Raw genomic sequence first — 22,211 nt, 5'->3', positions numbered from 1 at the left:
CGCCCCGCTCCTATTGCACCGTGACCTTGCGCGCGGCCGCGGTGGTCTTCTTCGGCAGCTGCAGCGTCAGCACGCCGTCGGCATACCTGGCTTCGGCCTTGGCTTCGTCGATGTCGTCGGCCAGGCTGAACGTGCGCGACACCGTGCCGTAGTAGCGCTCGCTGCGCAGCACCTTGCCGCCGGTGTCCTTGGTTTCGCTTTCGCGCTTGACCTCGGCGTCGATCTGCACCACGTTGCCGTCGATGCGGATGTTGATGTCTTCCTTCTTCACGCCCGGAATGTCGGCCTTGACTTCGTAGCCGTTGTCCTTCTCGGTGACGTCCACCCGCATCTTGAGGGACGGCAGGTCGGCCTCCCAGGCCATCGGCGAGAAAAAGCGGCGCATCTGGTGTTCCAGGTTTTCGCCGAAGGCGGGGTCCAGCAGTCGGAGGTTGCTCATGATGGCTCCTGTGGGATTGAGAACGGGACGCGGGCCGCGGCCGCGCGCCTGGCGTCGCCGGCGTCAGCCGGTCACCTGGAGGTGGTCGACCACGTGCGACACCCCCTTGGTCGAGAAGGCGACGCCGAGCGCGGCATCGTGCTCGGCCATCGAATGCACCTTCCCGCTCAGCGTCACCACGCCGCCTTCGACCTTGATGTCGATGTGCCGCGCCTCGCGGGCGGCCTGGCGCGTGAGTGCCGCCGTGATCTGCTCGCCGATGTTCCTGCCGTCGACCCGGGCCTTGATGGTGATGCGGTTGTAGATGCCGCGCACGCCCGGCAGCGGCCGGATCGACTGCTCCGCGCTCGCGAACTGGTAGCCCCACTCCACTTCGCCGGTCAGCGTGATCCAGCCGTTTTCCGCCTGCACCTGCACCTGGCCCTCGGGCACCAGCGAATTCAGCCGCAGCGCCGCGCTGGCGGCCAGCGCCAGCTCGGCGTCGCTGCGCTGCTGGCTGGCGGGAAGCTTCACCTCCAGGTCGATGGCGATGCCGCGTACCCCGCCGACGCGCCGAACGGCCCGTTCAGCCGCATGCTTTTCGGCAAAACTGTCGAGATGGCCGGTGAGCGTGACCACGCCGTCCTGCACGATCACGCCGACGTTGCTGGCGTTCACCGCCGGGTCCCACGCCAGTTCGTCGGTGACGTCCGCCCTGAGTTGCGCGTCTGTTTTCACGAGAAGCTCCTTGATCTCGCGGCCGCCGCGCTGGTGCGCAGCCGCCTCGCGACTGAAATCTAGTCAGGGGCGGGGCAACATCTTTGACGTGGCGCAAGCCGCACGGCGCGCGCCGGCGGCCTTGACGCGGCTCAAGAAAGGAGCTGGCGCGCGGCGCGAATGCGCGGCGTCAGGGGACCAGCACGGCCGCGCCGCTGACGGTGCCGGCGCGCACGGCGTCGAGCGCCGCGTTGGCGTCGTCCAGCGCGAAGGTCTGCACGTGCGTGCGCAGGCCGAGCTCGGCGACCAGGCGGAAGAACGCCTCGCCGTCGGCGCGCGTGAGGTTGGCGACCGACTTCAGCACGCGCTCGCCCCACAGCAGGCGGTAGTCGAACGCCGGGATCTCGCTCATGTGGATGCCCGCGCACACCACCGCCGCTCCCTTGCGCGTGGCCGCGAGCGCCACCGGCACGAGCGCGCCCACCGGCGCGAAGATCAGCGCGGCATCGAGCGGTTGCGGCGGCGGCTCGCCGGACCCACCGGCCCACGCCGCGCCGAGGCTGCGGGCGAACGCCTGGCCGGCGGCGTCGCCGTCGCGCGTGAAGGCATGGACCTCCTGGCCGCGCGCGACCGCCACCTGGCAGATGATGTGGGCGGCGGCGCCGAATCCGTAGAGGCCGAGCCGCCTGGGCGTGGCGGCCCCGGCGATGCGCCACGCGCGAAAGCCGATGAGCCCCGCGCACAGCAGCGGCGCCGCGTGCGCGTCGTCGTAGCGGTCGGGCAGCGCGAAGCAGAAACGTTCGTCGGCGGCGGCGTATTCGGCGAAGCCGCCGTCCAGGTCGTAGCCGGTGAAGGAGGGTTCGTCGCACAGGTTCTCGCGGTCGGTGACGCAGAACCAGCAGCGCCCGCAGGTGTGGCCGAGCCAGGGGATGCCGATGCGCTGGCCGAGCGCGAAATGCTTGGCCTGCGGACCGCGGGCGACGACGCGGCCGACGATTTCATGGCCGGGCACGACGCCGGCGCGGTGCGGCGGCAGCTCGCCATCGACGATGTGCAGGTCGGTGCGGCAGACGCCGCAGGCCAGCACGCGCACCACCACCTCGTGCCCCTGCGCCGTCGGCAGCGGCTTGCGCGCGGCGAGCAGCGATCCTGCGGACGGCGCCACCGTCATGGCGCGCATGAATGCCGGCATCATGGGCGACGATGGTAAGGGGGGTGCCGGCCACGCGCCCGGCCATCGGCCGCCGGTTTGACCTCGCGCAAACCGCAGGGGTGCGGCAGTGCCCACCATGAAAGCGGAGGTTCTCTCTCCATGACCGCCGCCAAGCCTCTCACGCGCCCGGGCCCGGAGCCGCTCGACCTGCCGCTCAAGCTCGGGCTGGCCCGGCTGGCGAACGGCATCTCACCGGCGTCGGTGGCGATGGCCTACGCCGACTGGCTGGCACACCTGGCGGCCTCGCCGTCCAAGGGCGCCGAACTCGGCGCCAGCGCCTGGCGCAAGAGCCTGAGCTGGATGCACTACGCGACGCACGCCTGGCAGGGCGACTGCGAGCGCTGCATCGAGCCGCTGCCGCAGGACAAGCGTTTCTCGCCCGGCGAGTGGCACGAGATCCCCTTCTTCGCCGCGCTGGCGCAGGCCTTCCTGCTGCAGGAGCGCTGGTGGACCGAGGCCGCCAGCGGCGTGCGCGGCGTGTCGCAGCACCATGAAGACGTGGTCGCGTTCACGCTGCGCCAGCTGGCCGACCTGGTTTCGCCGTCGAACTTCGTCGCGACCAATCCGCAGGTGCTCAAGGCGGTCGTCACCAGCAGCGGGAGGAACCTCGTCAGCGGCTTCGCCAACTGGTCGCGCGATGCGCTGGCGGTGCTCGCCGGCGGGCCACCGCGCGGCGTCGAGCGCTTCCGCCCCGGCGAGGCCGTGGCGGTCACGCCGGGCCAGGTGGTGTTTCGCAACCACCTGATCGAGCTGATCCAGTACCAGCCGCAGACGCCGCAGGTCGATGCCGAGCCGGTGCTGATCGTGCCCTCGTGGATCATGAAGTACTACATCCTCGACCTCACGCCCGACGATTCCCTGGTGCGCTACCTGGTGCAGCAGGGGCACACCGTGTTCATGGTGTCGTGGCGCAATCCCGCGGCCGAGGACCGCGACCTGGGGATGGAGGACTACCTGCAGCAGGGGCCGCTGGCGGCGGTGCATGCGGTGGCGCGACTGTGTCCGGCGGTGCGGTTGCACGCTGCCGGCTACTGCCTGGGCGGGACGCTGCTGGCGATCGCCGCTGCCGTGCTGGCCCGCGACGAACCCGATCTGCTGCAGACGGTGAGCATCCTGGCCGGGCAGGTCGACTTCCACGAACCCGGCGAGCTCGGGCTGTTCATGGACGAGAGCCAGGTGGCGTTCCTGGAAGACCTGATGGCCGAGCGCGGCTACCTCGACGGCCGGCAGATGGCCGGCGCCTTCCAGCTGATCAACTCGCGCGACCTGGTCTGGTCCAAGCTCGTGCACGAGTACCTGATGGGCGCGCAGACGGCGGTCACCGCGCTGGGGGCATGGAACGCGGATGCCACGCGCTTGCCGGCGCGCATGCACAGCGAGTACCTGCGGCGGCTGTACCTGCACAACGACTTCGCCGAAGGCCGCTATCCGGCGGCGGGACGCTGGGTCGCGCCCAGCGACCTCAGGCTGCCGCTTTTCGTCGCCGGCACCGAGCGCGACCACGTCTCGCCCTGGCGCTCGGTCTACAAGATCCATGCCCTGGCGCACGCACCGGTGAGCTTCCTGCTCGCTTCCGGCGGCCACAACGTGGGCATCGTCAGCGCGCCGTCCGGCCCGCTGGCCCATCCGCATGCCAGCTACCGCTTCGCGTCGCATCCGCCGGGCGAAGCGCCGGCCGATCCGCAGGCCTGGCTGGCCGCGGCACCGGCGTTCGCCGGCTCATGGTGGCCGCGCTGGCACGAATGGCTGGCGCAGCATTCGTCCGGGCCGGTGGCGGCGCGCGAGGTGGCCGGGCTGGTGGAACAGGGGACGGCGCTGGCCGCGCCCGGCAGCTACGTGCACCAGCGCTGAAACGCGAGGCGCGAGTCAGCGGCGGGCGCGGGCGCGGCGGCGGCGCTTGGCCGGTGCGTCCGGCGCGAGCGGTGCAGTCACGCCTGGAACCGCCTGGAGGTGGGCCACCGCGGCGACGGCTTCGATCGCCTGGTCCGCCTCCACCGCATGGGCCAGGGCGCACTCGATCATCTCGGTTTGCGTTTCGAGCGCGGCGGCGGCGAGGTCCTGCCAGCAGCGGCTGGCGCCCTGCAGGTCCTGCTGCAGCAGCGTGAACGGGATGATCATCAGCTCGCTGGCATTGGCGGTCCGGCCCAGCTGGCGTGCCGCGGCCTGGTGGCGCTGCGAGCTTTCGTGGACGGCGCGCTGCTGGACCGCGCGCATCGTCTCGAAGCCGCGCCACAGCGCGCTCGACGCCTCGAGCGCCAGCGCCACCTGCTCGCGGCCGAGGTCGGCCGGGAGATCGGCGGCGCCGATGCGGGAAGGGGATCGGGCCGCCAGGGTGCGGCGGCCGGCGCGGGCCGGCGTGTTCACTGGCGGCTCTTGGGAAACTGGGTGCCGTTGCGGCGGGCGCCAACGGCGCGGCCATGCTCGTGAATGTCCTGGCAGGCGGTGCAAAAGCGCGTCGCTGGCAGCGCCAGCAGGCGCCGCAGGTCGATCGGCTCGCCGCAGTCGAGGCACTCGCCGTAGGACTGGTCGGCCAGCCGCCGGCGCGCGGCGACGATCAGCTCGAGCTCCTCCATCGCGTGGTCGGCCTTGGCTTCGTCCACCACCGACTGGCTCTCCTCGACGGCCATGTCCTTGAAATCCTGGACGTCGCGGGACTGGGCATCGGGGGCCTGCACCGCGACCTCGCCGGTGGGCCGCAGGATCGACCGCAGCTCGGCTTCGCGCTGCGCCAGCAGTTGCGCGAAGCGCGGGGCCAGACCACGGGTATAGGTGTCCATCACAGCCTTGATAGGGGATGCCTCATTCTGTGGGCCATGCGGCTTCCTGTCCTTGATCTGGAACAACCGTGGTCCCGCGGCCCGCACCTAACCTGAAGTGCGCCTGCGGCGGGTCCGCAGCCCGGTGCGCGGCGCTGAAGGGAGCTGTCATGAGCGTGCGCAACCTCGACGCACTGTTCGCGCCTGCCGCGGTGGCCGTGATCGGGGTCTCGGAGCGGCCCGACAACGTCGGCCACGTGGTCTTTCGCAACCTGCGCGCCGGCGGCTTCCCGGGGCCGCTCTGGATCGTGGACCGGCGCCAGGGGCTGATCGCCGGCCAGCAGGCCTATCCCGACATCGAATCGCTGCCGCAGGCGCCGGACCTTGCCGTCATCTGCACGCCCGCGGCCTCGGTGCCCGGCCTGGTGGAAGCGCTGGCGCGCAAGGGCACGCGGGCGGCCGCCGTGCTGAGCGCCGGCCTGCGCGGCACGCCGGCGGAACAGGCGATGCTGGCGGCGGCGCGGCCGGCGCTGCTGCGCATCCTCGGACCCAACTGCCTGGGCGTGCTGGTGCCCGGCGCCGGCCTCAACGCCAGCTTCTCGCCCGGCAACGCGCTGCCGGGCTCGCTGGCCTTCGTCACGCAGTCGGGCGCCTTGTCCACCGCGATGCTGGACTGGGCCAACAGCCACGGCATCGGCTTCTCGCATTTCGTGTCGCTGGGCGATTGCGCCGACGTCGACTTCGGCGACGTGCTCGACTACCTGGCCAGCGATCCCGGGACCCGCGCGATCCTGATGTACATGGAGGCGGTGCAGTCGGCACGCAAGTTCATGTCGGCGGCGCGCGCCGCCGCGCGCAACAAGCCGGTGATCGTGGTCAAGGCCGGACGCGTGGCCGAAGGGGCGCGGGCCGCCGCTTCGCACACCGGCGCCCTGGCCGGCTCCGACACGGTGTTCGACGCCGCGGTGCGGCGCGCCGGCATGCTGCGGGTCGACACGCTGGAGGCGCTGTTCGACGCGGCCGAGACGCTGGCCCATGTGAAGACATGGCGCGGCGAGCGCCTGGCCATCCTCACCAACGGCGGCGGCGCGGGGGTGCTCGCCGCCGATGCGCTGGCGATGGGCCGCGGCAGGATGGCCGAGCTGAGCCCGGCGACGGTGCAGGCCCTGGATCGGTGCCTGCCGGCCACCTGGCCGCGCGGCAACCCGGTGGACATCGTCGGCGACGCGCCGGTGGCGCGCTATGGCGAGGCGCTGCGGATCGTCCTGGACGCGCCCGAGGTCGACGGCGTGCTGTTCATGCATTCGCCCACCGCCATCGTGCCGGCCGGCGAGATTGCCGCCGCCTGCCTGCCGATCGTGCAGCAGGCCACGAAACCGGTGCTGGCCTGCTGGCTCGGCGGCGACGCCGTGGCGTCGGCCCGCCGGGCCTTCAGCGGCGCCGGGATCGCCACCTACAACACGCCCGAGCGCGCCGTCGCCGGCTGGCTGCAGCGGGCGAGTTATGCCCGCAACCAGGAGGCGCTGCTGCAGTTGCCGGCGGACACGCTGGAGGACTTCCGGCCCGACGTCGCGGCCGCCGAGGCCATCCTGCAGGCGGCGCTGCGCGAGGGCCGCGAATGGCTGGACAACGCGCAGGCGACCCAGCTGCTGCAGGCCTACGGCATCCCGGCGGTGGCCGCGGCCAAGGTGCGTGACGTCGACGAAGCGGTGCTCGCCGCCGCCCGCATCGGCTACCCGGTGGCGCTCAAGATCGTGTCGCCCGAGATCGTGCACAAATCAGACGTCGGCGGCGTGGCCCTCGGCCTGGGATCGGCCGACGACGTGCGGGCGGCCGCCGTGCGGATGCGCCAGCGGGTGGCCCACGCGCAGCCGCACGCCCATGTGCTGGGCTTCACCGTGCAGGCGATGGCGCAGCGGCGCCACGCGCAGGAACTGATCGTCGGCATCGCGAGCGACGGCGTGTTCGGCCCGGTGGTGCTGTTCGGCGAGGGCGGCACCGCGGTCGAACTGCGCAAGGACCGCGCGGTGGGGCTGCCGCCGCTGAACGGACGGCTGGCCCGGGACCTGATCGACCAGACCCATGTCGGCGCCTTGCTGGCCGGCTACCGCGGCCATCCGCCGGTCGACCGGCAGGCGCTGGTCGGCGCCATGCTGCGGGTGTCGCAGCTGGCCTGCGACCTGCCGGCGCTGATGGAACTCGACATCAACCCGCTGCTGGCCGACGCCGAGGGCGTGATCGCGCTCGATGCCCGGGTGCGGGTGCGCCGTCCGGCGCCGGGCGAGGCCAGCCGGCTGGCCGTGCGCCCCTATCCGTCGGGGCTGGAGCAGCGCCTGCAGGTGGGCGACCACGAACTGCTGCTGCGGCCGATCCGGCCCGAGGACGGCGAGCGGCTCGCGGCCTTCTACGGCAAGGCGTCGCCGGCCGACATGCGGCTGCGGTTCTTCCTGGCGCGGCGCGAGGTGCCGCACTCCGAGCTGGCGCGCTACTGCCAGATCGACTACGACCGCGACATGACCTTCCTGGCGCTGGCCGGCACCGGCCCGGCCGCGGCGATGGCCGGCGAGGTGCGGGCGGTGTGCGATCCCGACAACCGGCAGGCGGAGTTCGCGATCCAGGTCGCCGGCCCGTGGCAGCGCCAGGGACTGGGCCGGGCGCTGCTGGGCAAGCTGCTGGCGTACCTGCGTGCCCGCGGCACGCAGGAGGTGGTGGGGCAGTGCCTGTCCGAGAACGCCGGCATGGCGGCGCTGGCGCGCCAGCTCGGTTTCGAGGTGACGGCCCAGCCCGGCGGCGTGATGGCGATGCGGCTGGTACTGCGGTAGCCGGCGGCCGGCGCCCGCGCTCGCGAGTGGCTGGCGCGGCGGCCGGCCGGTCAGCTCATCGGCTGCTGGTTGACGATGCGGCGCAGCGCCGAGGTGTCGAGGATGCGGACGTGGCGCTGCCGCACTTCGACGATGTTGTCCTCGGCGAACTTCGAGAAGGTGCGGCTCACGGTCTCCAGCTTCAGGCCCAGGTAGCTGCCGATCTCCTCGCGGGTCATCCGCAGCACCAGCTCCGAGCGCGAGAAGCCGCGCGCGTGCAGCCGCTGCACCAGGTTCAGCAGGAACGCGGCCAGCCGCTCCTCGGCGCGCATGCTGCCCAGCAGCAGCATCACGCCGTGCTCGCGCACGATCTCGCGGCTCATGATGCGGTGCACATGGTGCTGCAGGGCATTGACCTCGCGCGAGAGTTCGCCGATGCGGTCGAACGGCATCACGCAGACCTCGGCGTCCTCGAGCGCCACCGCGTCGCAGGTGTGGTGGTCGTTGACGATGCCGTCCAGCCCGATGATCTCGCCGGCCATCTGGAAGCCGGTCACCTGGTCGCGGCCGTCCTCGGCGGTGACGCAGGTCTTGAAGAATCCGGTGCGGATCGCGAACAGCGACTGGAACGCTTCCCCGTTGCGAAACAGCGTGGTGCCGCGCTTGACCTTGCGGCGCACCGCCACCACTTCGTCGATGCGGGCGAGCTCGTGCGGGCTCAGTCCGACCGGCATGCACAGCTCGCGCAGGTTGCAGTTGGAGCAGGCCACCTTCATGCTGTGGCCGTCGAACAGCGGTGTGTCGCTCGACGGTAGCAGGGTCGCCTCGTGGGCGTGCAGAGGGGTTTCGTTCATGGCCGAGGTCACTTCTGATCTAGGTCAAATTGTCCGGGAGCCTGCTGCCCCCGGGTTGATCCAGATCAAGCTTGTAGGGCATGCAGGCCTGCAAAGTAAGAGCCATACTCTCAAGTTTTTCGCCACGATGACCCAGATCTCGCCTGAGCTGCTGCGCCGCTACGACGTCAACGGCCCCCGCTACACCTCCTATCCGACGGCGGACCGCTTCGTGGAAGCCTTCACGGATACCGACTACGCGCAGGCCCTGGCCCAGCGCAAGGCGGGGCCGGCCGCCCTGGCGATGCCGCTGTCGCTGTACGTCCACATCCCGTTTTGCGAGTCGCTCTGCTATTACTGCGGCTGCAACAAGATCATCACCAAACACCACGACCGGGCCGCGAGCTATCTCAAGTACCTGGCACGCGAGGTCGATCTCCACGTCGACCGGCTGGGCACCGGCCAGTCGGTGAGCCAGCTGCACCTGGGCGGCGGCACCCCGACGTTCCTGTCCGACGAGGAGCTCGGCGAGCTGATGGCGATGCTGCGCCGCAACTTCGCGATGGCGCCCGGCGGCGAGTATTCGATCGAGGTCGATCCGCGCACCATCGACCAGGCCCGGCTGCAGTCGCTGTGGCAGCTCGGCTTCAACCGCCTGTCGTTCGGCGTCCAGGACTTCGATCCGGACGTGCAGAAGGCGGTGCACCGCATCCAGCCGGCCGAACAGGTGTTCCAGCTGGTGGCGCAGGCGCGCGAGATCGGCTTCGAATCGATCAACGTCGACCTGATCTACGGCTTGCCGCGCCAGACCGCCGAGTCGTTCGACCGCACCCTGGAGCAGATCAAGGAACTGCGGCCGGACCGGATCGCGGTCTACGCCTATGCCCACCTGCCGGAACGCTTCAAGCCGCAGCGCCGCATCATCGGCTCCGAGCTGCCGCAGGCGGCCGACAAGGTGAGCATGCTGTCGCAGTCGCTCAACACGCTGCAGGACGCCGGCTACGTCTACATCGGCATGGACCATTTCGCGCTGCCGAACGACTCGCTGGCGGTGGCCAAGCGGCAGGGCCGGCTGCACCGCAACTTCCAGGGCTACAGCACCTATTCGGACTGCGACCTGATCGGCCTGGGCGTGTCCTCGATCGGCAAGGTGGGCGCCACCTACAGCCAGAACGCCAAGACGATGGAGGAGTACTGCGACCTGATCGACCACGGCCGGCTGCCGGTCGTGCGCGGCCTGGCGCTGAGCCGCGACGACCTGACGCGGCGCGCCGTGATCATGGCCATCATGTGCCAGGGCCAGGTGCTGTTCGAATCGATCGAGCTGGCGTGGCTGCTCGATTTCCGCGAGTACTTCGCGCCCGAGCTGGAGCAGCTCAAGGCCCTGCAGGAGCAGGGCCTGGTGGTGGTCGACGATGCCGGCATCCAGGTGACCGCCATGGGCTGGTACTTCGTGCGGGCGGTGGCCATGGTGTTCGACAAGTACCTGCAGGCGGACCGCAACCGCGCACGGTTCTCCCGGATCATCTGAGGCGATGTCGTTCGCGCTCGCGCTGTCGGCGCTCTTGATGGGGCTGGCGGGCGGCCCCCACTGCATCGCGATGTGCGGCGCCGCGTGCGCCGGCCTCAGCCGCGCCGGCCGCGGCACCCCCTCGCGCTCGCTGCTGGCGTTCCACGCCGGGCGGCTGGCCGGCTATGCGACGGCCGGGGCCGCCGCCGCGTTCACGGTGCAGAGCCTGGGCTGGCTCACTGCCAACCTGGCGGCGCTGCGTCCCGTCTGGACGCTGTTTCACCTGGCGGTGCTGGCCTGGGGGCTGATGCTGGTGGCCCAGGCGCGCCAGCCGATGTGGGTGAGCAGCGCCGGGCGCAGCATCTGGTCGCGCGTGCGGCCGGTGGCCACGGCGCGCGGCGGCGTGTTCGCCACCGGCGCCCTGTGGGCCTTGATGCCCTGCGGCCTGCTGTATTCGGCGCTGCTGGTGGCCTCGCTCAGCGGCGGCCCGCTCGAAGGCGCCGCGGCCATGGCGCTGTTCGCGCTCGGCAGCGGCGTCTCGCTGGCGCTGGCGCCGGCGCTGCTGGCGAAGCTGGCGCACTGGGGCAACCGCTTCCGTCAGGACTGGGGCACCCGCGCCGCCGGCGCGCTGCTGGTGCTGGTGGCCCTCTGGGCGCTGTGGATGGACCTGTCGCACCGCATCGCGTTGTGGTGCGCCGCCTGAGGCTCAGTTCAGCGTCACGTTTTCCAGGTAGTAGGGCAGGTGGCAGGCCCAGTGCAGTTCGCGCTCGATGCGCAGGCGCAGCGCGTCGGCCGCGGGCGGCTCCCCGTGCGTGATGAAGGTCCGGCGCGGCGGCTGCTCGAAGCCGCGCAGCCAGTCCATGATCTCGCCGGCGTCGGCGTGCGCCGACAGCGAGTGGACCATGTGCACCTCGGCCCGCACCGGCACGTCTTCGCCGTGGATGCGCACCGTCGGCGCGCCGCTGGCGATGGAGGCGCCGCGGGTTCCGCCTGACTGGAAACCGGTCAGCAGGATGGTGTTGCGCTTGTCCGGCGCGAATGCCTTGACGTGGTGCACCACGCGCCCGCCGGTCGCCATGCCGCTGGCCGCGATGATGATCATCGGACCGTGCCGGCGGTTCAGCTCGCGCGACTCCTCGGGCGTCGTGACCACCTGCACGTCGCGCGCCATCGCCTCGCAGTCCTCGGCGCCGAGCCGCAGTTCCTTCAGGTGGCGGCGGTAGATCTGGGTGGCGCTGGCGGCCATCGGACTGTTGAGGTAGATCGGGATCGGCGGGATCGCGCCCCGCTCGCGCAGCAGGTGCATCAGGTGCATCAGCGCCTGGGTGCGGCCGACGGCAAAGGCGGGGATCAGCACCACGCCGCCGCGCCCCGCCGTGCGGTTGAGGACGCCCGCGAGTTCCGCCAGCACGTCCTCGCGTTCGTGCAGCCGGTCGCCGTAGGTGGACTCCACCACCAGGTAGTCCGCCTTGCGCATCCGCACCGGCGGCTGCAGGACCGGATCGGCGGGCCGGCCGAGGTCGCCCGAGAACAGCACCGAGACCCGTCCGTCGTCGACCTGGGTGAAGGCCGATCCGGGCAGGTGGCCAGAGCGCGAGAACCGCACCTGCAGGTCGCCGCTGGCGTGCCAGGCGGTGTCGAACTCCACCGGCTTGAACAGCTTGAGCGAGCGCACCGCGTCCTCCCGCGTGTACAGCGGCAGCGCCGGCTTGTGGCGGCTCAGCCCATGCTCGTTGAGGTAATCGGCTTCCTCCTCGAGCAGGTGACCGGAATCGGTCAGGAGGATGCGACAGAGATCGAAGGTCGCGGGGGTGCAGAACACCGGTCCCTGGAAGCCCTGGCGGACGAGCAGCGGGACATAGCCGCTGTGGTCGATGTGCGCATGGGTCAGGACGATCGCGTCGATGTCGACCGCCGGCACCGGCAGCGCGCCCCAGTTGCGCAGCCGCAGGTTCTTGTAGCCCTGGAACAGCCCGCAATCCACCAGCACCTTGCTGCGCGCCGTGCGCAACAGGTACTTGGAGCCCGTGACCGTGTCGGTTGCGCCGAGAAATTGCAGATCCATCGCCGGCCTCCTGGAGCGCGGCTCGCGGCCGCGGGGACACCAGTCAAGAGTAGCAGGCCGGCAGAAATTCGCCCGAGCGACTACAACTGGAGAGGCGATTCGCTGCGTCCTACAGCAGGTCGCACGAACTGCTGACGCCCGCCCCCGGTGGAGCGCGGACACTGATGGGCGGCATCCGTTCCGCGCACAAGGAGTCTCCGATGAAGAAGATGGCCGTCTCGCTGTTGCTCGCCCAGGCCGCCGCCGTGGCGCTGGCCCAGGCCGCCGCCCCGGCGGGCGCCGCGGCGAGCTTTGTCTGCGGTGGCATCAGCCAGCCGGAATCGGAGTCGATGAAGGCGCAGGCGCGCGACCACGACGCCATGCTGACGTTCGCGGAACGCACCGGCGCCTACCTGGCCGACGTGGACGTGCAGATCACCGACCGCCGGGGCGCGATCGTGCTCGAGGCAAAGTGCGAAGGGCCGATCATGCTGCTGGACCTGCCGGGCGCCGGCAGCTGGCGGGTGAAGGCCACCGCCAACGGCCAGACCCGGCAACAGACCCTGACCACCGCCAAGGGCAAGACCGCTCGCGCCACCTTCGTGTGGCCGGCCGGCAATCCGTGACCGGGGAGTGCGGCGGATGAAGCAGGGGCGGCAGCGGACCAACTTTTCCGGACGGCTGGTGATGCTCGGGTTCGGCAGCATCGGCCAGGGCATGTTGCCGCTGCTGCCACGCGAGCTGGGGGTCGGGCCGGACCGCATCCGCATCGTCAAGGCCACGCCCGACGGCAGCGGCATCGCCGCCGAACAAGGGGTCGAAGTGATCGCCGTCGCCCTCAACGAAGGCAACTACGAGGCGGTGCTCGAGCCGCTGCTGGGCGCCGGCGACTTCCTGCTGAACCTCTCGGTGGATGTGTCGAGCCTGGCGCTGATCCGCTTCTGCCGCAAGCGCGGGGCGTTCTATCTCGACACCTGCAACGAGCCGTGGGCCGGCCGCTACGACAATCCGCAGCTCACCGCCTCGCAGCGCTCCAACTACGCGTTGCGCGAGGAGGCGCTGGCCTTCCGCCTCGACAAGCGGTCGGGACCGACGGCGGTGCTGACGCAGGGCGCCAATCCCGGGCTGGTGTCCGCGTTCACCAAGCGGGCGCTGCTGGAGATGGCGCGGCAGACGCATGTCGAGGTGGCGCCGCCCACCTGCTACGAGGAATGGGCGGAACTGGCGCGCCGGCTGCAGGTGAAGGTGATCCACGTCGCCGAGCGCGACACCCAGAGCACGGAGCGGCGCAAGGAGCGCGACGAATTCGTCAACACCTGGTCGGTCACCGGCTTCGTCGACGAGGGCCTGCAGCCGGCGGAACTGGGCTGGGGCAGCCACGAGCGGCACTGGCCGCCGGACGCGGCGCGGCACGGCTTCGGCAGCGACGCGGCGGTCTATCTGGACCGGCCCGGCATCGCCACGCGGGTGCGCAGCTGGACGCCGCTGGAAGGGCCGTACCACGGCTTCCTGGTCACCCACGCGGAGTCGATCTCGATCGCCGACCACCTGACGCTGCGCGAGAACGGCCAGGTGGTGTACCGGCCGACGGTGCACTACGCCTACCATCCGTGCGACGACGCCGTGCTGTCGCTGCACGAAGTGGCCGGCAAGAACTGGCAGCTGCAGCACCGGCAGCGGATCATGCGCGACGAGATCGGCAGCGGCGTCGACGAACTCGGCGTATTGCTGATGGGCAATCCGAAAGGCGTGTACTGGTACGGCTCGCGGCTGTCGATCGAGCAGGCGCGCGAGCTCGTGCCGTACAACAACGCAACCAGCCTGCAGGTGGTGGCCGGCATCCTGGGCGGCATGGTGTGGGCGCTGCGCAATCCCGATTCGGGGCTGGTGGAGCCCGACGACCTCGACCACGAAACGGTGCTCGAGGTGGCGCTGCCGTACCTGGGCGAGGTCGTCGGCGAATGGGGCGACTGGACCCCGCTGCAGGGTCGCAGCCGCCTCTTTCCGGAGCCGATCGACCCCGACGATCCCTGGCAGTTCCTCAACTTCCGCGTGGGCTGAGCCGGCCGCGCGGGCGCTTCATGCTGCTCAAGAAAGAACTCGGGGTCGTCGAGAACTCCTTTTACGAGGCCAGCGTCAGCCGGCCCGAACCGGCGCCGCCGCTGGCGCAGCGGATCACGGCCGACGTGTGCGTGGTCGGCGGCGGCTATGCGGGGCTGTCGGCGGCGCTGGAGCTGGCCGAGCGCGGCTACCGCGTCGTGGTGCTGGAGGCCCAGCGGATCGGCTGGGGCGCGTCGGGGCGCAACGGCGGGCAGGTGATCGTCGGCTTCGGCGGCGACGGCGAATGCGCCATCGAGAAGCAGTTCTCGCGCGAGGACGCGCGCCGCGCCTGGGACGTCTCGGTCGAGGGCCTGAAGCTGCTCGACGAGCGCATCCGCCGCTACGCCATCGACTGCGAGTTGCGGCGCGGCTATCTCAGCCTGTCGGTGAAGCCGCGCAAGTCCGACGCGCTGCGGCGCTGGATGGACCATGTCCAGGCGGCGTACGGCTATCCGCTGCGCTGGCTGGGCCCCGGCGAGATCGGCCAGTGGATCGAGAGCCGGCGCTTCCACGCCGCCGTGCTCGACGAGGCCTCCGGCCACCTGCACCCGTTGAAATACTGCCTGGGACTGGCGGAAGCGGCGGCGCGGGCCGGCGCGCGGCTGCACGAGAACTCGCCGGTGTTCGTCGTGGAGCGGGGCCGCCAGCCGCGGGTGAAGACGGCGCAAGGCGAGTGCGAATGCCAGTACGTGCTGCTGGCCGGCAACGTCTACCTCGGCGAGTACGGCGACGACATCGCGCCCGAGGTGGCGGCGCGCATCATGCCGGTGGGCACCTACATGATCGCCACCGAGCCGATGGAGCCGGCCCGCGCCGACGCCCTGATGCGCGGGCGGCCCGCGGCCTCGGACACCAACTTCGTGCTCGATTACTTCCGCCTCAGCGCCGACCACCGCCTGCTGTTCGGCGGCGGCGACAGCTACAGCGCCAATGCGCCGCGCGACGTGGTGGGCCGCATCCGCGCCAGCATGCTCAAGGTGTTCCCGCAGCTGGCCGATCTGGCGATTCCGTATTCCTGGGGCGGCTTCGTCGACATCACGATGAACAAGGCGCCCAACTTCGGCCGGCTCGGCCACAACGTCTACTACCTGCAGGGCTTCTCGGGGCACGGGCTGGCGCTGGCGGGCATGGCCGGCAAGCTGGTAGCGCTGGCCGTCGCCGGCCAGGCCGAGCGCTTCGACCTGTTCGCGCGGCTGCGGCACCACGCCTTCCCCGGCGGCGCGTTGATGCGAACGCCGGCCCTGGTGCTGGGGATGATGTACTACCGGCTGCGCGACGCGCTCTAGTACAGCGTCGCGCGCTGGCGCGCCGGCAGTTCCTGGTCGTACCGGCGCCCGTCGATGGCGCCTTCGGTCAGCGCCTCGAGCACGGCGCCGGCCGAAGGCACCGCCGGCAGCGGCGCGGACTGCCACAGCTTGGCGCGCTGGATCGCCCGTGCGCACTGGAAGAACACGGTCTCGACCTGGATCACCAGCACGCACTGCGGCCGCTTGCCGTCCACGGCGCAACGCTCCAGCAGGCCCGGATCGACCGTGATCGACGCCCTGCCGTTGACGCGCAGCGTCTCGCCCGTGCCGGGGATCAGGAACAGCAGCGCGACGCGCGGATCGGCCAGGAGGTTGCGCAGGCTGTCGATGCGGTTGTTGCCGCGCCGCTCGGGCAGCAGCAGCGTCCGCTCGTCCTGCACGATCACGAAGCCCGGCGGGTCGCCGCGGGGCGAGGCGTCCAGCCCGCCGGGGCCCGCCGTCGCCAGCACGGCGAAGGGGGAGGCCTCGATCATCGCGCGGTAGAGCGGGTGGACGTGGTCGACTTCCTTGCGGCTCGAGGCCTCGCCGACGGCGCCGTACAGCGCCTGCAGCTGCTCGAGGGTCCGGATCGCGTGCTGGGACATGGCTGGCCTCCGTGGCTGCGCGATCATAGGCCCGCGGCGCACACCTGGTTGCGTGGCTTGTCCTCGGTTACTGCCCAGGAATGCCGCAGCGAGCCGCCCGGCCGCGGGGTGTTCTCCCTGCGGTCGTTGCGGCCGGTCGCGGCGCACGCCGGTGGCTTCAACAATTCGACGTACCCAGTTCTCGTGATTGCCTGCCCGGCGCTGCGGCCAGACACTGGCCCCGGAGCTGCGAAGACGGCCCCGTGGGGGCTGCCAGCGCGTCGACGCGAACAACACCATGCCCACTGCACCACGACACCAATGCGCCAGGGACGGGGCGACGGCGCGTGCGCCATCGGCCTGCGCGCACCGCACCGGCCGGCCGGCGGCAGAGCCGGCGCCGCACCCGTGCGTCTCCGCAGCGCAGCTCGCGGTCGCGATCGAGGCGGTCGCCGCGCTCACGGAGCAGGCTGAAAGAGCGGCGGACGGGCGGCCCGAAATCATCGCGATGGCACGGACCCTGGGCGCCGCGTTCGCGCACCTGGTCGCCTATTCGCACGCCACCGCGCTGGATGGCCGGGGCGCGCGCGCGGCGCTGCGCCAGGCCGCCACGCACCACGGGGACATGGCGCCGGACCAGGTGGCGGTACTTCGCAGCATCGCCCGGCGCTTCTTCTGACCGGCGGGCGGGGCAGTCACGCCGAACGATCCGGAACCCGCCTCGCCGCCGTATGAGCCAGCACCCGCGCCCGGACACTCGCGAGGCCGGCCCGCCGCGCAGCGTCACTGAGAGCACGCCGGCCGCCCTGGGCGAGATCGCGCCTTGCTCCCGGGAAGACGCGGGATATTTGTCACGCGCCAGTCGCGAGGGTTGCCCCTTGTCCGTCGTTGCAGCCGATACCTATGCTTCTTCGGGACACTGGGAGCCAACATGCGCGCCGCAACGACATTGGAGTTCTCGACCGGAGACGCCGCTCACGTCGCGCGACGGCCCTTGGCTCGAGCGGGACGCGCCGCCGCTGGAGCCGCATCCCTGGCCGCAGGCGTGGCGGCGGACACCGTCGACGGCTCCCATGCATGAAAATTCGGCGGCCGTGTGGCCCAGCTTCATGGCGGGGCAGGTCGACCGGCCGGTGCGCGTCGTCGTCGTCGATGACGACGCCCACATTCGGCGGGTGATCGCGCAGGAGCTGATGGGGGATCCGCGGACCCTGCTGGTGGGGGAGGCGGACTCGCTGCGCGAGGGCAAGCGGGTGGTGCGCGAGCGCGAGTTCGACGTGATCCTGGTGGACCTCAACCTCGGCGACGGCCGCGGCTACGACCTGATCGCCTACGCGAAGGAGCTTCGGGGCGGCGGCGTCGAAGCGGTGGTGGTGTCGGTGCTCGAGGCCGACGAGGACGTGATGCGGGCCTTCGAGCTGGGCGCGTCCGGATTCATCGTCAAGAGCTCCTGGTTCGGCGGATACGTGCAGTCGGTGCTGCAGGTGGCCAACGGCGGCGCGTCGATCACGCCGAGCCTGGCGCGACGGCTGCTGCAGCGCCTCGACCGCGGCAACGCGGTGACGCGGCGCTTCCCCATGCAGGCGCGATGCGCGCTGACCGGGCGCGAGGGCGAAGTGCTGCGCATGATCGCCGTCGGCATGACGAGCGCCGAGATCGGGGAGCGTCTGGGCATCAGCCACATGACCGTCAACTCGCACGTGAAGAACATCTACCAGAAGCTTCACGTCAAGAATCGGGCACAGGCCGTCAGTTGGGCCAGTCGATGGGGGTTGCTGTAGGCCGCCGCCCCCCGTCCGAGGCATCGCATGGCCACGAAGGAGCTTTTCGCCGCGAGCATCAGCCTTGTCCTGTGCCGGGTGCTGATGGAGGTGCTGGCGCGGATCGACGAGGGCCTGCGGGTGCCGCCGCAGTTCGTGCTCCTGGCCAACTGCGGGCTGGTGCTGCTGCTGGTCGCCGGCTACGGGATGCAGCTGCTCGGGGAGGAACGCGTGGTTCGGGCCGAGCGCGACCGGATCGCCGGCGACCTGCATGACGGCCTGGGCTTCCATCTGACCACGGCGCTGGCCCTGGCCGGCAACACGCGCAAGACCGATGCCGAGGCCTGGCTCGCGGTCGACCTGGCGCTCATGGAGCTGCATTCGGTGATCCACTTCATGCACTCCGAGAGCGTGCCGATCGTGCACACGATGGGCAGCCTGCGCGGGCGCCTGCAGAAGGTGGTCGAGCGCCAGGGGCTGGAGCTGGTCTGGCGGGTGCGCGACGACATCCCGAGCGATGTGCTGCGCGGCGCGGCCGCGTACCACTTCACCAAGATCGTGCAGGAGGCGCTCAGCAACGTGATGCAGCATGCGCACGCGACCCGGTTGATCGTGGAGTTGAGCTGTGCCTGGCCGCCGGGCGCGCTGGTGCTGCGGATCGTCGACAACGGCCGCGGCATCGGCCAGTCGGCCCCGAGCGGCCGCGGGCTGGAAGGGATGGCGCGCCGCGCCGGGCTGCTCGGGGGCACGCTCAGGATCGAGCAGGTGCCCGAAGGCGGAACCTGCGTCTGGCTGTCCGTCCCGTGGCAGCGCGAGGGCCTGCTGTCCGCGGTGACGCAGCGCGCGACGCAGCACCACGCTTCGTGACGCCGGCCGGCCGCGTGCGGTCGACGGCCAGGGCAGGGCAGTGGCGCCGGCAGCGCGCCGGTCACGTCCGCAGCGCAGGCAGAGACCCTGGCGACCAAGCGCAACCTGGAGCCTGGCGGGCCGCTACAACTGGCGCGCCAGCAGCAGCGCCGCGTGCACGGCTTCGCGCTGCGCGCCGTCCTCGATCTGGTGCCGGCAGCTGGTGCCGTCGGCGACGACGATCGCATCGGGGGCCCGGCGGATCGCCGGCAGCAGGCTCAGCTCCGCCATCTTCATCGAGACCTCGTGGTGGCTGGCTTCGTAGCCGAAGCTGCCGGCCATGCCGCAGCAGCTGGTCTCGATCAGCTCCGGCTTGGCGCCGGGAATGAGCTTGAGCACTTCCACGATCGGCGCGGTGGCGGCGAACGCCTTCTGGTGGCAATGGCCGTGCAGCAGCACCTGCCGGGTGACCGGCCGCAGCTTGGCCTTGAGTTCGTCCAGGCGGCCCTCGCGCGACTCGCGCGCCAGGAATTCCTCGAACAGCATCGAGGCCTTGGCCAGCCGCTGGGCGCCGTCGCCCAGGCCCATGGACAGCATCTCGTCGCGCACCGTCAGCAGGCAGGACGGCTCCAGGCCGACGATCGGGATGCCGCGCTCGGCAAAGGGCAGCAGGGCGTCCAGCACTTCGCGCGCCTTGGCCCTGGCGCGCTCGACCATCCCGCTGGACAGATAGGTGCGGCCGCAGCACAGGTGCTTGCCGTCCGCGCGCAGCTTGGTCGCCACGTGCACCGTGTAGCCGGCCGCGCGCAGCACCTTCACCGCGGCATGGGCGTTGGGCGCCTCGAAGTAGCCGTTGAAGGTGTCGACGAACAGCACCACCGGCCGCGCGGCGGCCAGCACCTCGTCACGGCCGGCCGTGTCGGAGGGCGCGGTGAAGAAGTGCGTCGAGCGCCATTCGGGCAGCGACCGCTTGGCCGACAGCCCCAGCATCTTCTCGCCGGCCGCCGCCAGCCAGCCGCTGCGGTTGCGCAGGTTCAGCAGGCCGGCGAAGCGGCTCGCCGTCGCCGCGTAATCGGGCAGTCCGCCGATCAGCTTGTCCTTGAGCGTGAAGCCGAAGCGCGCCTTGTAGTGCCCGAGGAACTCCACTTTCATCCTGGCCATGTCGACGCCGGTCGGGCAGTCGCGCTTGCAGCCCTTGCAGCTCACGCACAGCTCCAGCGCGTCCTTCACCGCCTCCAGCGCGCCGTCGTCCCAGGTGCCGGTGTGCGGCGTCACCGTGTCGAGCGTGCTGGCGACGCTGTTGCCGAAGCTGGTCGACGCCGACCAGGCCTGGCCGTGCTCGATGCCGTGGCCGCCGGCCGGCAGCGGCCTGACCCCCAGCTGCCCCGACAGCGCCAGCCGCAGCGTGTTGGCGCGGCCGCGGGTGGAGTGCTTTTCCTCGCGCGTCACCCGGTAGCTGGGGCACATGGTGCCGGCGTCGAACTTGCGGCAGTGGCCGTTGTTGTTGCACATCTCCACCGCCTTGGCGAAGCCGTGGGCCGGATCGCCGCCGGTGCCGGCCGGCGTGACGCGCTCGGTGGCCGGATCGTTCTGCACGTTCCAGCCGCTCCAGTCGAGCGCGGTCTCCAGCGGGATCACGCGGTAGGACGGCGGAAAGCGCATCAGGCGCGTGTCGTCCATGCGCGGCGGATTGACGATGCGCTGCGGGCACAGCAGCCGCGCCGGATCGAACAGCGCCTTGATCTGCGCGAAGGCGTCGTTGATCCTGGGTCCGAACTGCCAGCCGATCCACTCGCCGCGGCAGAGCCCGTCGCCGTGCTCGCCGCTGTAGGCGCCCTTGTAGCGCGCGACCAGCGCCGAGGCCTCCTCGGCGATCGCCCGCATCTTGCCGGCCCCGTCGTGGCGCATGTCCAGGATCGGCCGCACGTGCAGCGTGCCGACCGAGGCGTGCGCGTACCAGGTGCCGCGCGAGCCGTACTTGCGAAACACCTGGGTCAGCGCGTCGGTGTATTCGGCCAGGTGTTCCAGCGGCACCGCGCAGTCCTCGATGAAGCTGACCGGCTTGCCGTCGCCCTTGAGGCTCATCATGATGTTGAGGCCGGCCTTGCGCACCTCCCACAGGTTCTTCTGGGGCGCCTCGTCCTCCATCCGCACCACGGCGTTGGGCAGGCCCAGGTCGCCCATCAGCTCCACCAGCTGGTCCAGCTTGCGCACCAGCGCCGCCTTGTCGGCGCCGGCGAATTCGACCAGCAGCACGGCGTCCGGCTGGCCGATGACGGCGGTGCGGATCACCGGGGCGAACGCCGGGTTCTGCAGCGACAGCTCGATCATCGTGCGATCGACCAGTTCCACCGCCGTGAGCGTCGCGCCGGCATCCCCGGCGAGTTTGACGATGTGCTGGGCCGAGTCCATCGCCTTGTAGAAGGTGGGAAAGTTCACCACGCCCAGCACCTTGGTGCGCGGCAGCTCGGCCAGGCGCAGCGTCAGCGACCTGGTGACGGCCAGGGTGCCTTCGCTGCCGACCAGCAGGTGGGCCAGGTTCACCGAGCCGTCGTCGGTGTACGGCCGCTGGCTCTGGTTGTGGAAGATGTCGAGGTTGTAGCCGCCCACCCGCCGCAGCACCTTGGGCCAGCGCCGCTCGATCTCGGGGGCGAGCTGCTGCGCCAGCTGCCGCACCTGTTCGCCCAGGGCGCGGGCCGCGCCCACGCTCCGGTCGAAGCGGCCGAAGCGATGCAGCTGCCCGTCGGAGGTCCAGGCCTGCGCGCCCAGCACGTTGTGCACCATGTTGCCGTACGCGATGCTGCGGCTGCCGCACGAGTTGTTGCCGGCCATGCCGCCCAGCGTGGCCTGGGCGCTGGTCGACACGTCGACCGGATACCAGAGCCCCGTCTTCTTCAGTGCCTGGTTGAGGTGGTCCAGCACGATGCCCGGCTCGACCTCCGCCGTGCGGGCGTCCGCGTCGACGTTCAGGATGCGGCGCACGTGCCGCGAATGGTCGATCACGAGGCCGGCGCCCACCGTCTGGCCGCACTGGCTCGTGCCGCCGCCACGCGGCACGATCGGCACGTGCAGGTCGCGGCAGATGTCCAGCGCGACCTTCACGTCTTCGCTCGTGCGCGGCACGAACACGCCGACCGGCACCACCTGGTAGATCGACGCGTCTGTGGCATAGCGGCCGCGATCGGCGGCGGAGAACAGCACGTCGCCCTGGGTCTCGGCCGCGAGCCGCTGCGCCAGCGTGCCAGCCACCTCGTTGTGCTGCTGCGAAACGGTCTCGTACGCCCTGGCGCCTCCCCGCGCCACGCCGGTCGGCAGCGGCGCGTTCATCGCCGCGCTCCCGAGG

19 protein-coding genes are annotated in these 22,211 nt (G+C 71.2%); 10 read left to right on the top strand and 9 right to left on the bottom strand.

What is annotated here, in order from left to right:
• Positions 1 to 10 precede the first annotated feature (10 nt).
• From VNT59_RS03770 to VNT59_RS03760, 3 genes are all read right to left on the bottom strand, one after another.
• On the bottom strand, positions 11 to 439 hold the full coding sequence (locus VNT59_RS03770; protein ID WP_325496765.1) for an Hsp20/alpha crystallin family protein: 429 nt from the start codon (positions 437 to 439) through the stop codon (positions 11 to 13).
• 63 nt (positions 440 to 502) lie between these two features.
• Positions 503 to 1,156, bottom strand: a complete 654-nt coding sequence (locus tag VNT59_RS03765) for a BON domain-containing protein (RefSeq protein ID WP_325496763.1) — start codon at positions 1,154 to 1,156, stop codon at positions 503 to 505.
• Positions 1,157 to 1,325: 169 nt separating this feature from the next.
• Positions 1,326 to 2,327, bottom strand: coding sequence for a zinc-dependent alcohol dehydrogenase family protein (locus VNT59_RS03760; protein ID WP_414708334.1), 1,002 nt, complete (start codon positions 2,325 to 2,327; stop codon positions 1,326 to 1,328).
• Between the two features lie 120 nt (positions 2,328 to 2,447).
• Between VNT59_RS03760 and VNT59_RS03755 the strand changes: the two genes are divergently transcribed.
• The gene (locus VNT59_RS03755) at positions 2,448 to 4,199 is read left to right on the top strand and encodes a PHA/PHB synthase family protein (RefSeq protein WP_325496759.1); all 1,752 of its coding nucleotides are present in this window, start codon (positions 2,448 to 2,450) and stop codon (positions 4,197 to 4,199) included.
• Between the two features lie 15 nt (positions 4,200 to 4,214).
• Here the strand turns inward: VNT59_RS03755 and VNT59_RS03750 are convergent, their stop codons facing one another.
• Positions 4,215 to 4,712: a phasin family protein gene (locus VNT59_RS03750; protein ID WP_325496757.1), complete on the bottom strand. Its 498-nt coding sequence runs from the start codon at positions 4,710 to 4,712 to the stop codon at positions 4,215 to 4,217.
• Positions 4,709 to 5,125, bottom strand: coding sequence for a TraR/DksA family transcriptional regulator (locus VNT59_RS03745; protein WP_325496755.1), 417 nt, complete (start codon positions 5,123 to 5,125; stop codon positions 4,709 to 4,711). The genes VNT59_RS03750 and VNT59_RS03745 overlap by 4 nt, the downstream gene beginning before the upstream one ends.
• A 149-nt stretch (positions 5,126 to 5,274) precedes the next feature.
• On the opposite strand from VNT59_RS03745, the gene VNT59_RS03740 reads away from it, so the two are divergent.
• Positions 5,275 to 7,926, top strand: coding sequence for a bifunctional acetate--CoA ligase family protein/GNAT family N-acetyltransferase (locus VNT59_RS03740; RefSeq protein WP_325496753.1), 2,652 nt, complete (start codon positions 5,275 to 5,277; stop codon positions 7,924 to 7,926).
• Positions 7,927 to 7,976: 50 nt separating this feature from the next.
• Here VNT59_RS03740 and fnr read toward each other — a convergent pair whose 3' ends face one another.
• Positions 7,977 to 8,681, bottom strand: a complete 705-nt coding sequence (gene fnr / locus VNT59_RS03735) for a fumarate/nitrate reduction transcriptional regulator Fnr (RefSeq protein ID WP_325496926.1) — start codon at positions 8,679 to 8,681, stop codon at positions 7,977 to 7,979.
• A gap of 205 nt (positions 8,682 to 8,886) precedes the next feature.
• Between fnr and hemN the strand changes: the two genes are divergently transcribed.
• Positions 8,887 to 10,269 (top strand): oxygen-independent coproporphyrinogen III oxidase, encoded by a 1,383-nt coding sequence (gene hemN / locus VNT59_RS03730; RefSeq protein ID WP_325496751.1) that lies wholly within the window; start codon positions 8,887 to 8,889, stop codon positions 10,267 to 10,269.
• Between the two features lie 4 nt (positions 10,270 to 10,273).
• Positions 10,274 to 10,951 (top strand): sulfite exporter TauE/SafE family protein, encoded by a 678-nt coding sequence (locus VNT59_RS03725; RefSeq protein WP_325496749.1) that lies wholly within the window; start codon positions 10,274 to 10,276, stop codon positions 10,949 to 10,951.
• 3 nt (positions 10,952 to 10,954) lie between these two features.
• Here the strand turns inward: VNT59_RS03725 and VNT59_RS03720 are convergent, their stop codons facing one another.
• Positions 10,955 to 12,313 (bottom strand): MBL fold metallo-hydrolase, encoded by a 1,359-nt coding sequence (locus VNT59_RS03720; RefSeq protein WP_325496747.1) that lies wholly within the window; start codon positions 12,311 to 12,313, stop codon positions 10,955 to 10,957.
• Between the two features lie 200 nt (positions 12,314 to 12,513).
• On the opposite strand from VNT59_RS03720, the gene VNT59_RS03715 reads away from it, so the two are divergent.
• Genes VNT59_RS03715 through VNT59_RS03705 form a run of 3 tightly spaced genes read left to right on the top strand, consistent with a single transcriptional unit; the run spans position 12,514 to position 15,678 of the window.
• On the top strand, positions 12,514 to 12,918 hold the full coding sequence (locus tag VNT59_RS03715; RefSeq protein WP_325496746.1) for a carboxypeptidase regulatory-like domain-containing protein: 405 nt from the start codon (positions 12,514 to 12,516) through the stop codon (positions 12,916 to 12,918).
• A gap of 16 nt (positions 12,919 to 12,934) precedes the next feature.
• Positions 12,935 to 14,353: a homospermidine synthase gene (locus VNT59_RS03710; RefSeq protein ID WP_325496744.1), complete on the top strand. Its 1,419-nt coding sequence runs from the start codon at positions 12,935 to 12,937 to the stop codon at positions 14,351 to 14,353.
• A 20-nt stretch (positions 14,354 to 14,373) separates the two neighbouring features.
• Positions 14,374 to 15,678, top strand: coding sequence for an FAD-binding oxidoreductase (locus VNT59_RS03705; RefSeq protein WP_325496742.1), 1,305 nt, complete (start codon positions 14,374 to 14,376; stop codon positions 15,676 to 15,678).
• On the opposite strand, the gene VNT59_RS03700 is transcribed toward VNT59_RS03705, so the two are convergent.
• On the bottom strand, positions 15,675 to 16,283 hold the full coding sequence (locus VNT59_RS03700) for a pyridoxamine 5'-phosphate oxidase family protein (protein ID WP_325496740.1): 609 nt from the start codon (positions 16,281 to 16,283) through the stop codon (positions 15,675 to 15,677). The two genes, VNT59_RS03705 and VNT59_RS03700, sit on opposite strands and share 4 nt — an antisense overlap.
• A gap of 487 nt (positions 16,284 to 16,770) precedes the next feature.
• On the opposite strand from VNT59_RS03700, the gene VNT59_RS03695 reads away from it, so the two are divergent.
• The 3 genes from VNT59_RS03695 (at position 16,771) to VNT59_RS03685 (ending at position 18,889) form a co-directional block, all read left to right on the top strand.
• A complete protein-coding gene (locus VNT59_RS03695; RefSeq protein ID WP_325496739.1) occupies positions 16,771 to 16,941 on the top strand; it encodes a hypothetical protein in 171 nt (56 codons plus the stop codon).
• Positions 16,942 to 17,335: 394 nt separating this feature from the next.
• On the top strand, positions 17,336 to 18,043 hold the full coding sequence (locus tag VNT59_RS03690) for a response regulator transcription factor (protein WP_325496737.1): 708 nt from the start codon (positions 17,336 to 17,338) through the stop codon (positions 18,041 to 18,043).
• Positions 18,044 to 18,070: 27 nt separating this feature from the next.
• The gene (locus tag VNT59_RS03685) at positions 18,071 to 18,889 is read left to right on the top strand and encodes a sensor histidine kinase (RefSeq protein WP_325496734.1); all 819 of its coding nucleotides are present in this window, start codon (positions 18,071 to 18,073) and stop codon (positions 18,887 to 18,889) included.
• 123 nt (positions 18,890 to 19,012) lie between these two features.
• On the opposite strand, the gene VNT59_RS03680 is transcribed toward VNT59_RS03685, so the two are convergent.
• Positions 19,013 to 22,195, bottom strand: a complete 3,183-nt coding sequence (locus VNT59_RS03680) for an FAD-binding and (Fe-S)-binding domain-containing protein (RefSeq protein WP_325496732.1) — start codon at positions 22,193 to 22,195, stop codon at positions 19,013 to 19,015.
• Positions 22,196 to 22,211: the final 16 nt, after the last annotated feature.

This window comes from Ramlibacter sp. (assembly GCF_035554825.1).
Taxonomy (GTDB): domain Bacteria; phylum Pseudomonadota; class Gammaproteobacteria; order Burkholderiales; family Burkholderiaceae_C; genus Ramlibacter.
Note: the sequence above shows the minus strand (reverse complement) of the source record. Positions and strands in the feature narration are given on the sequence as shown.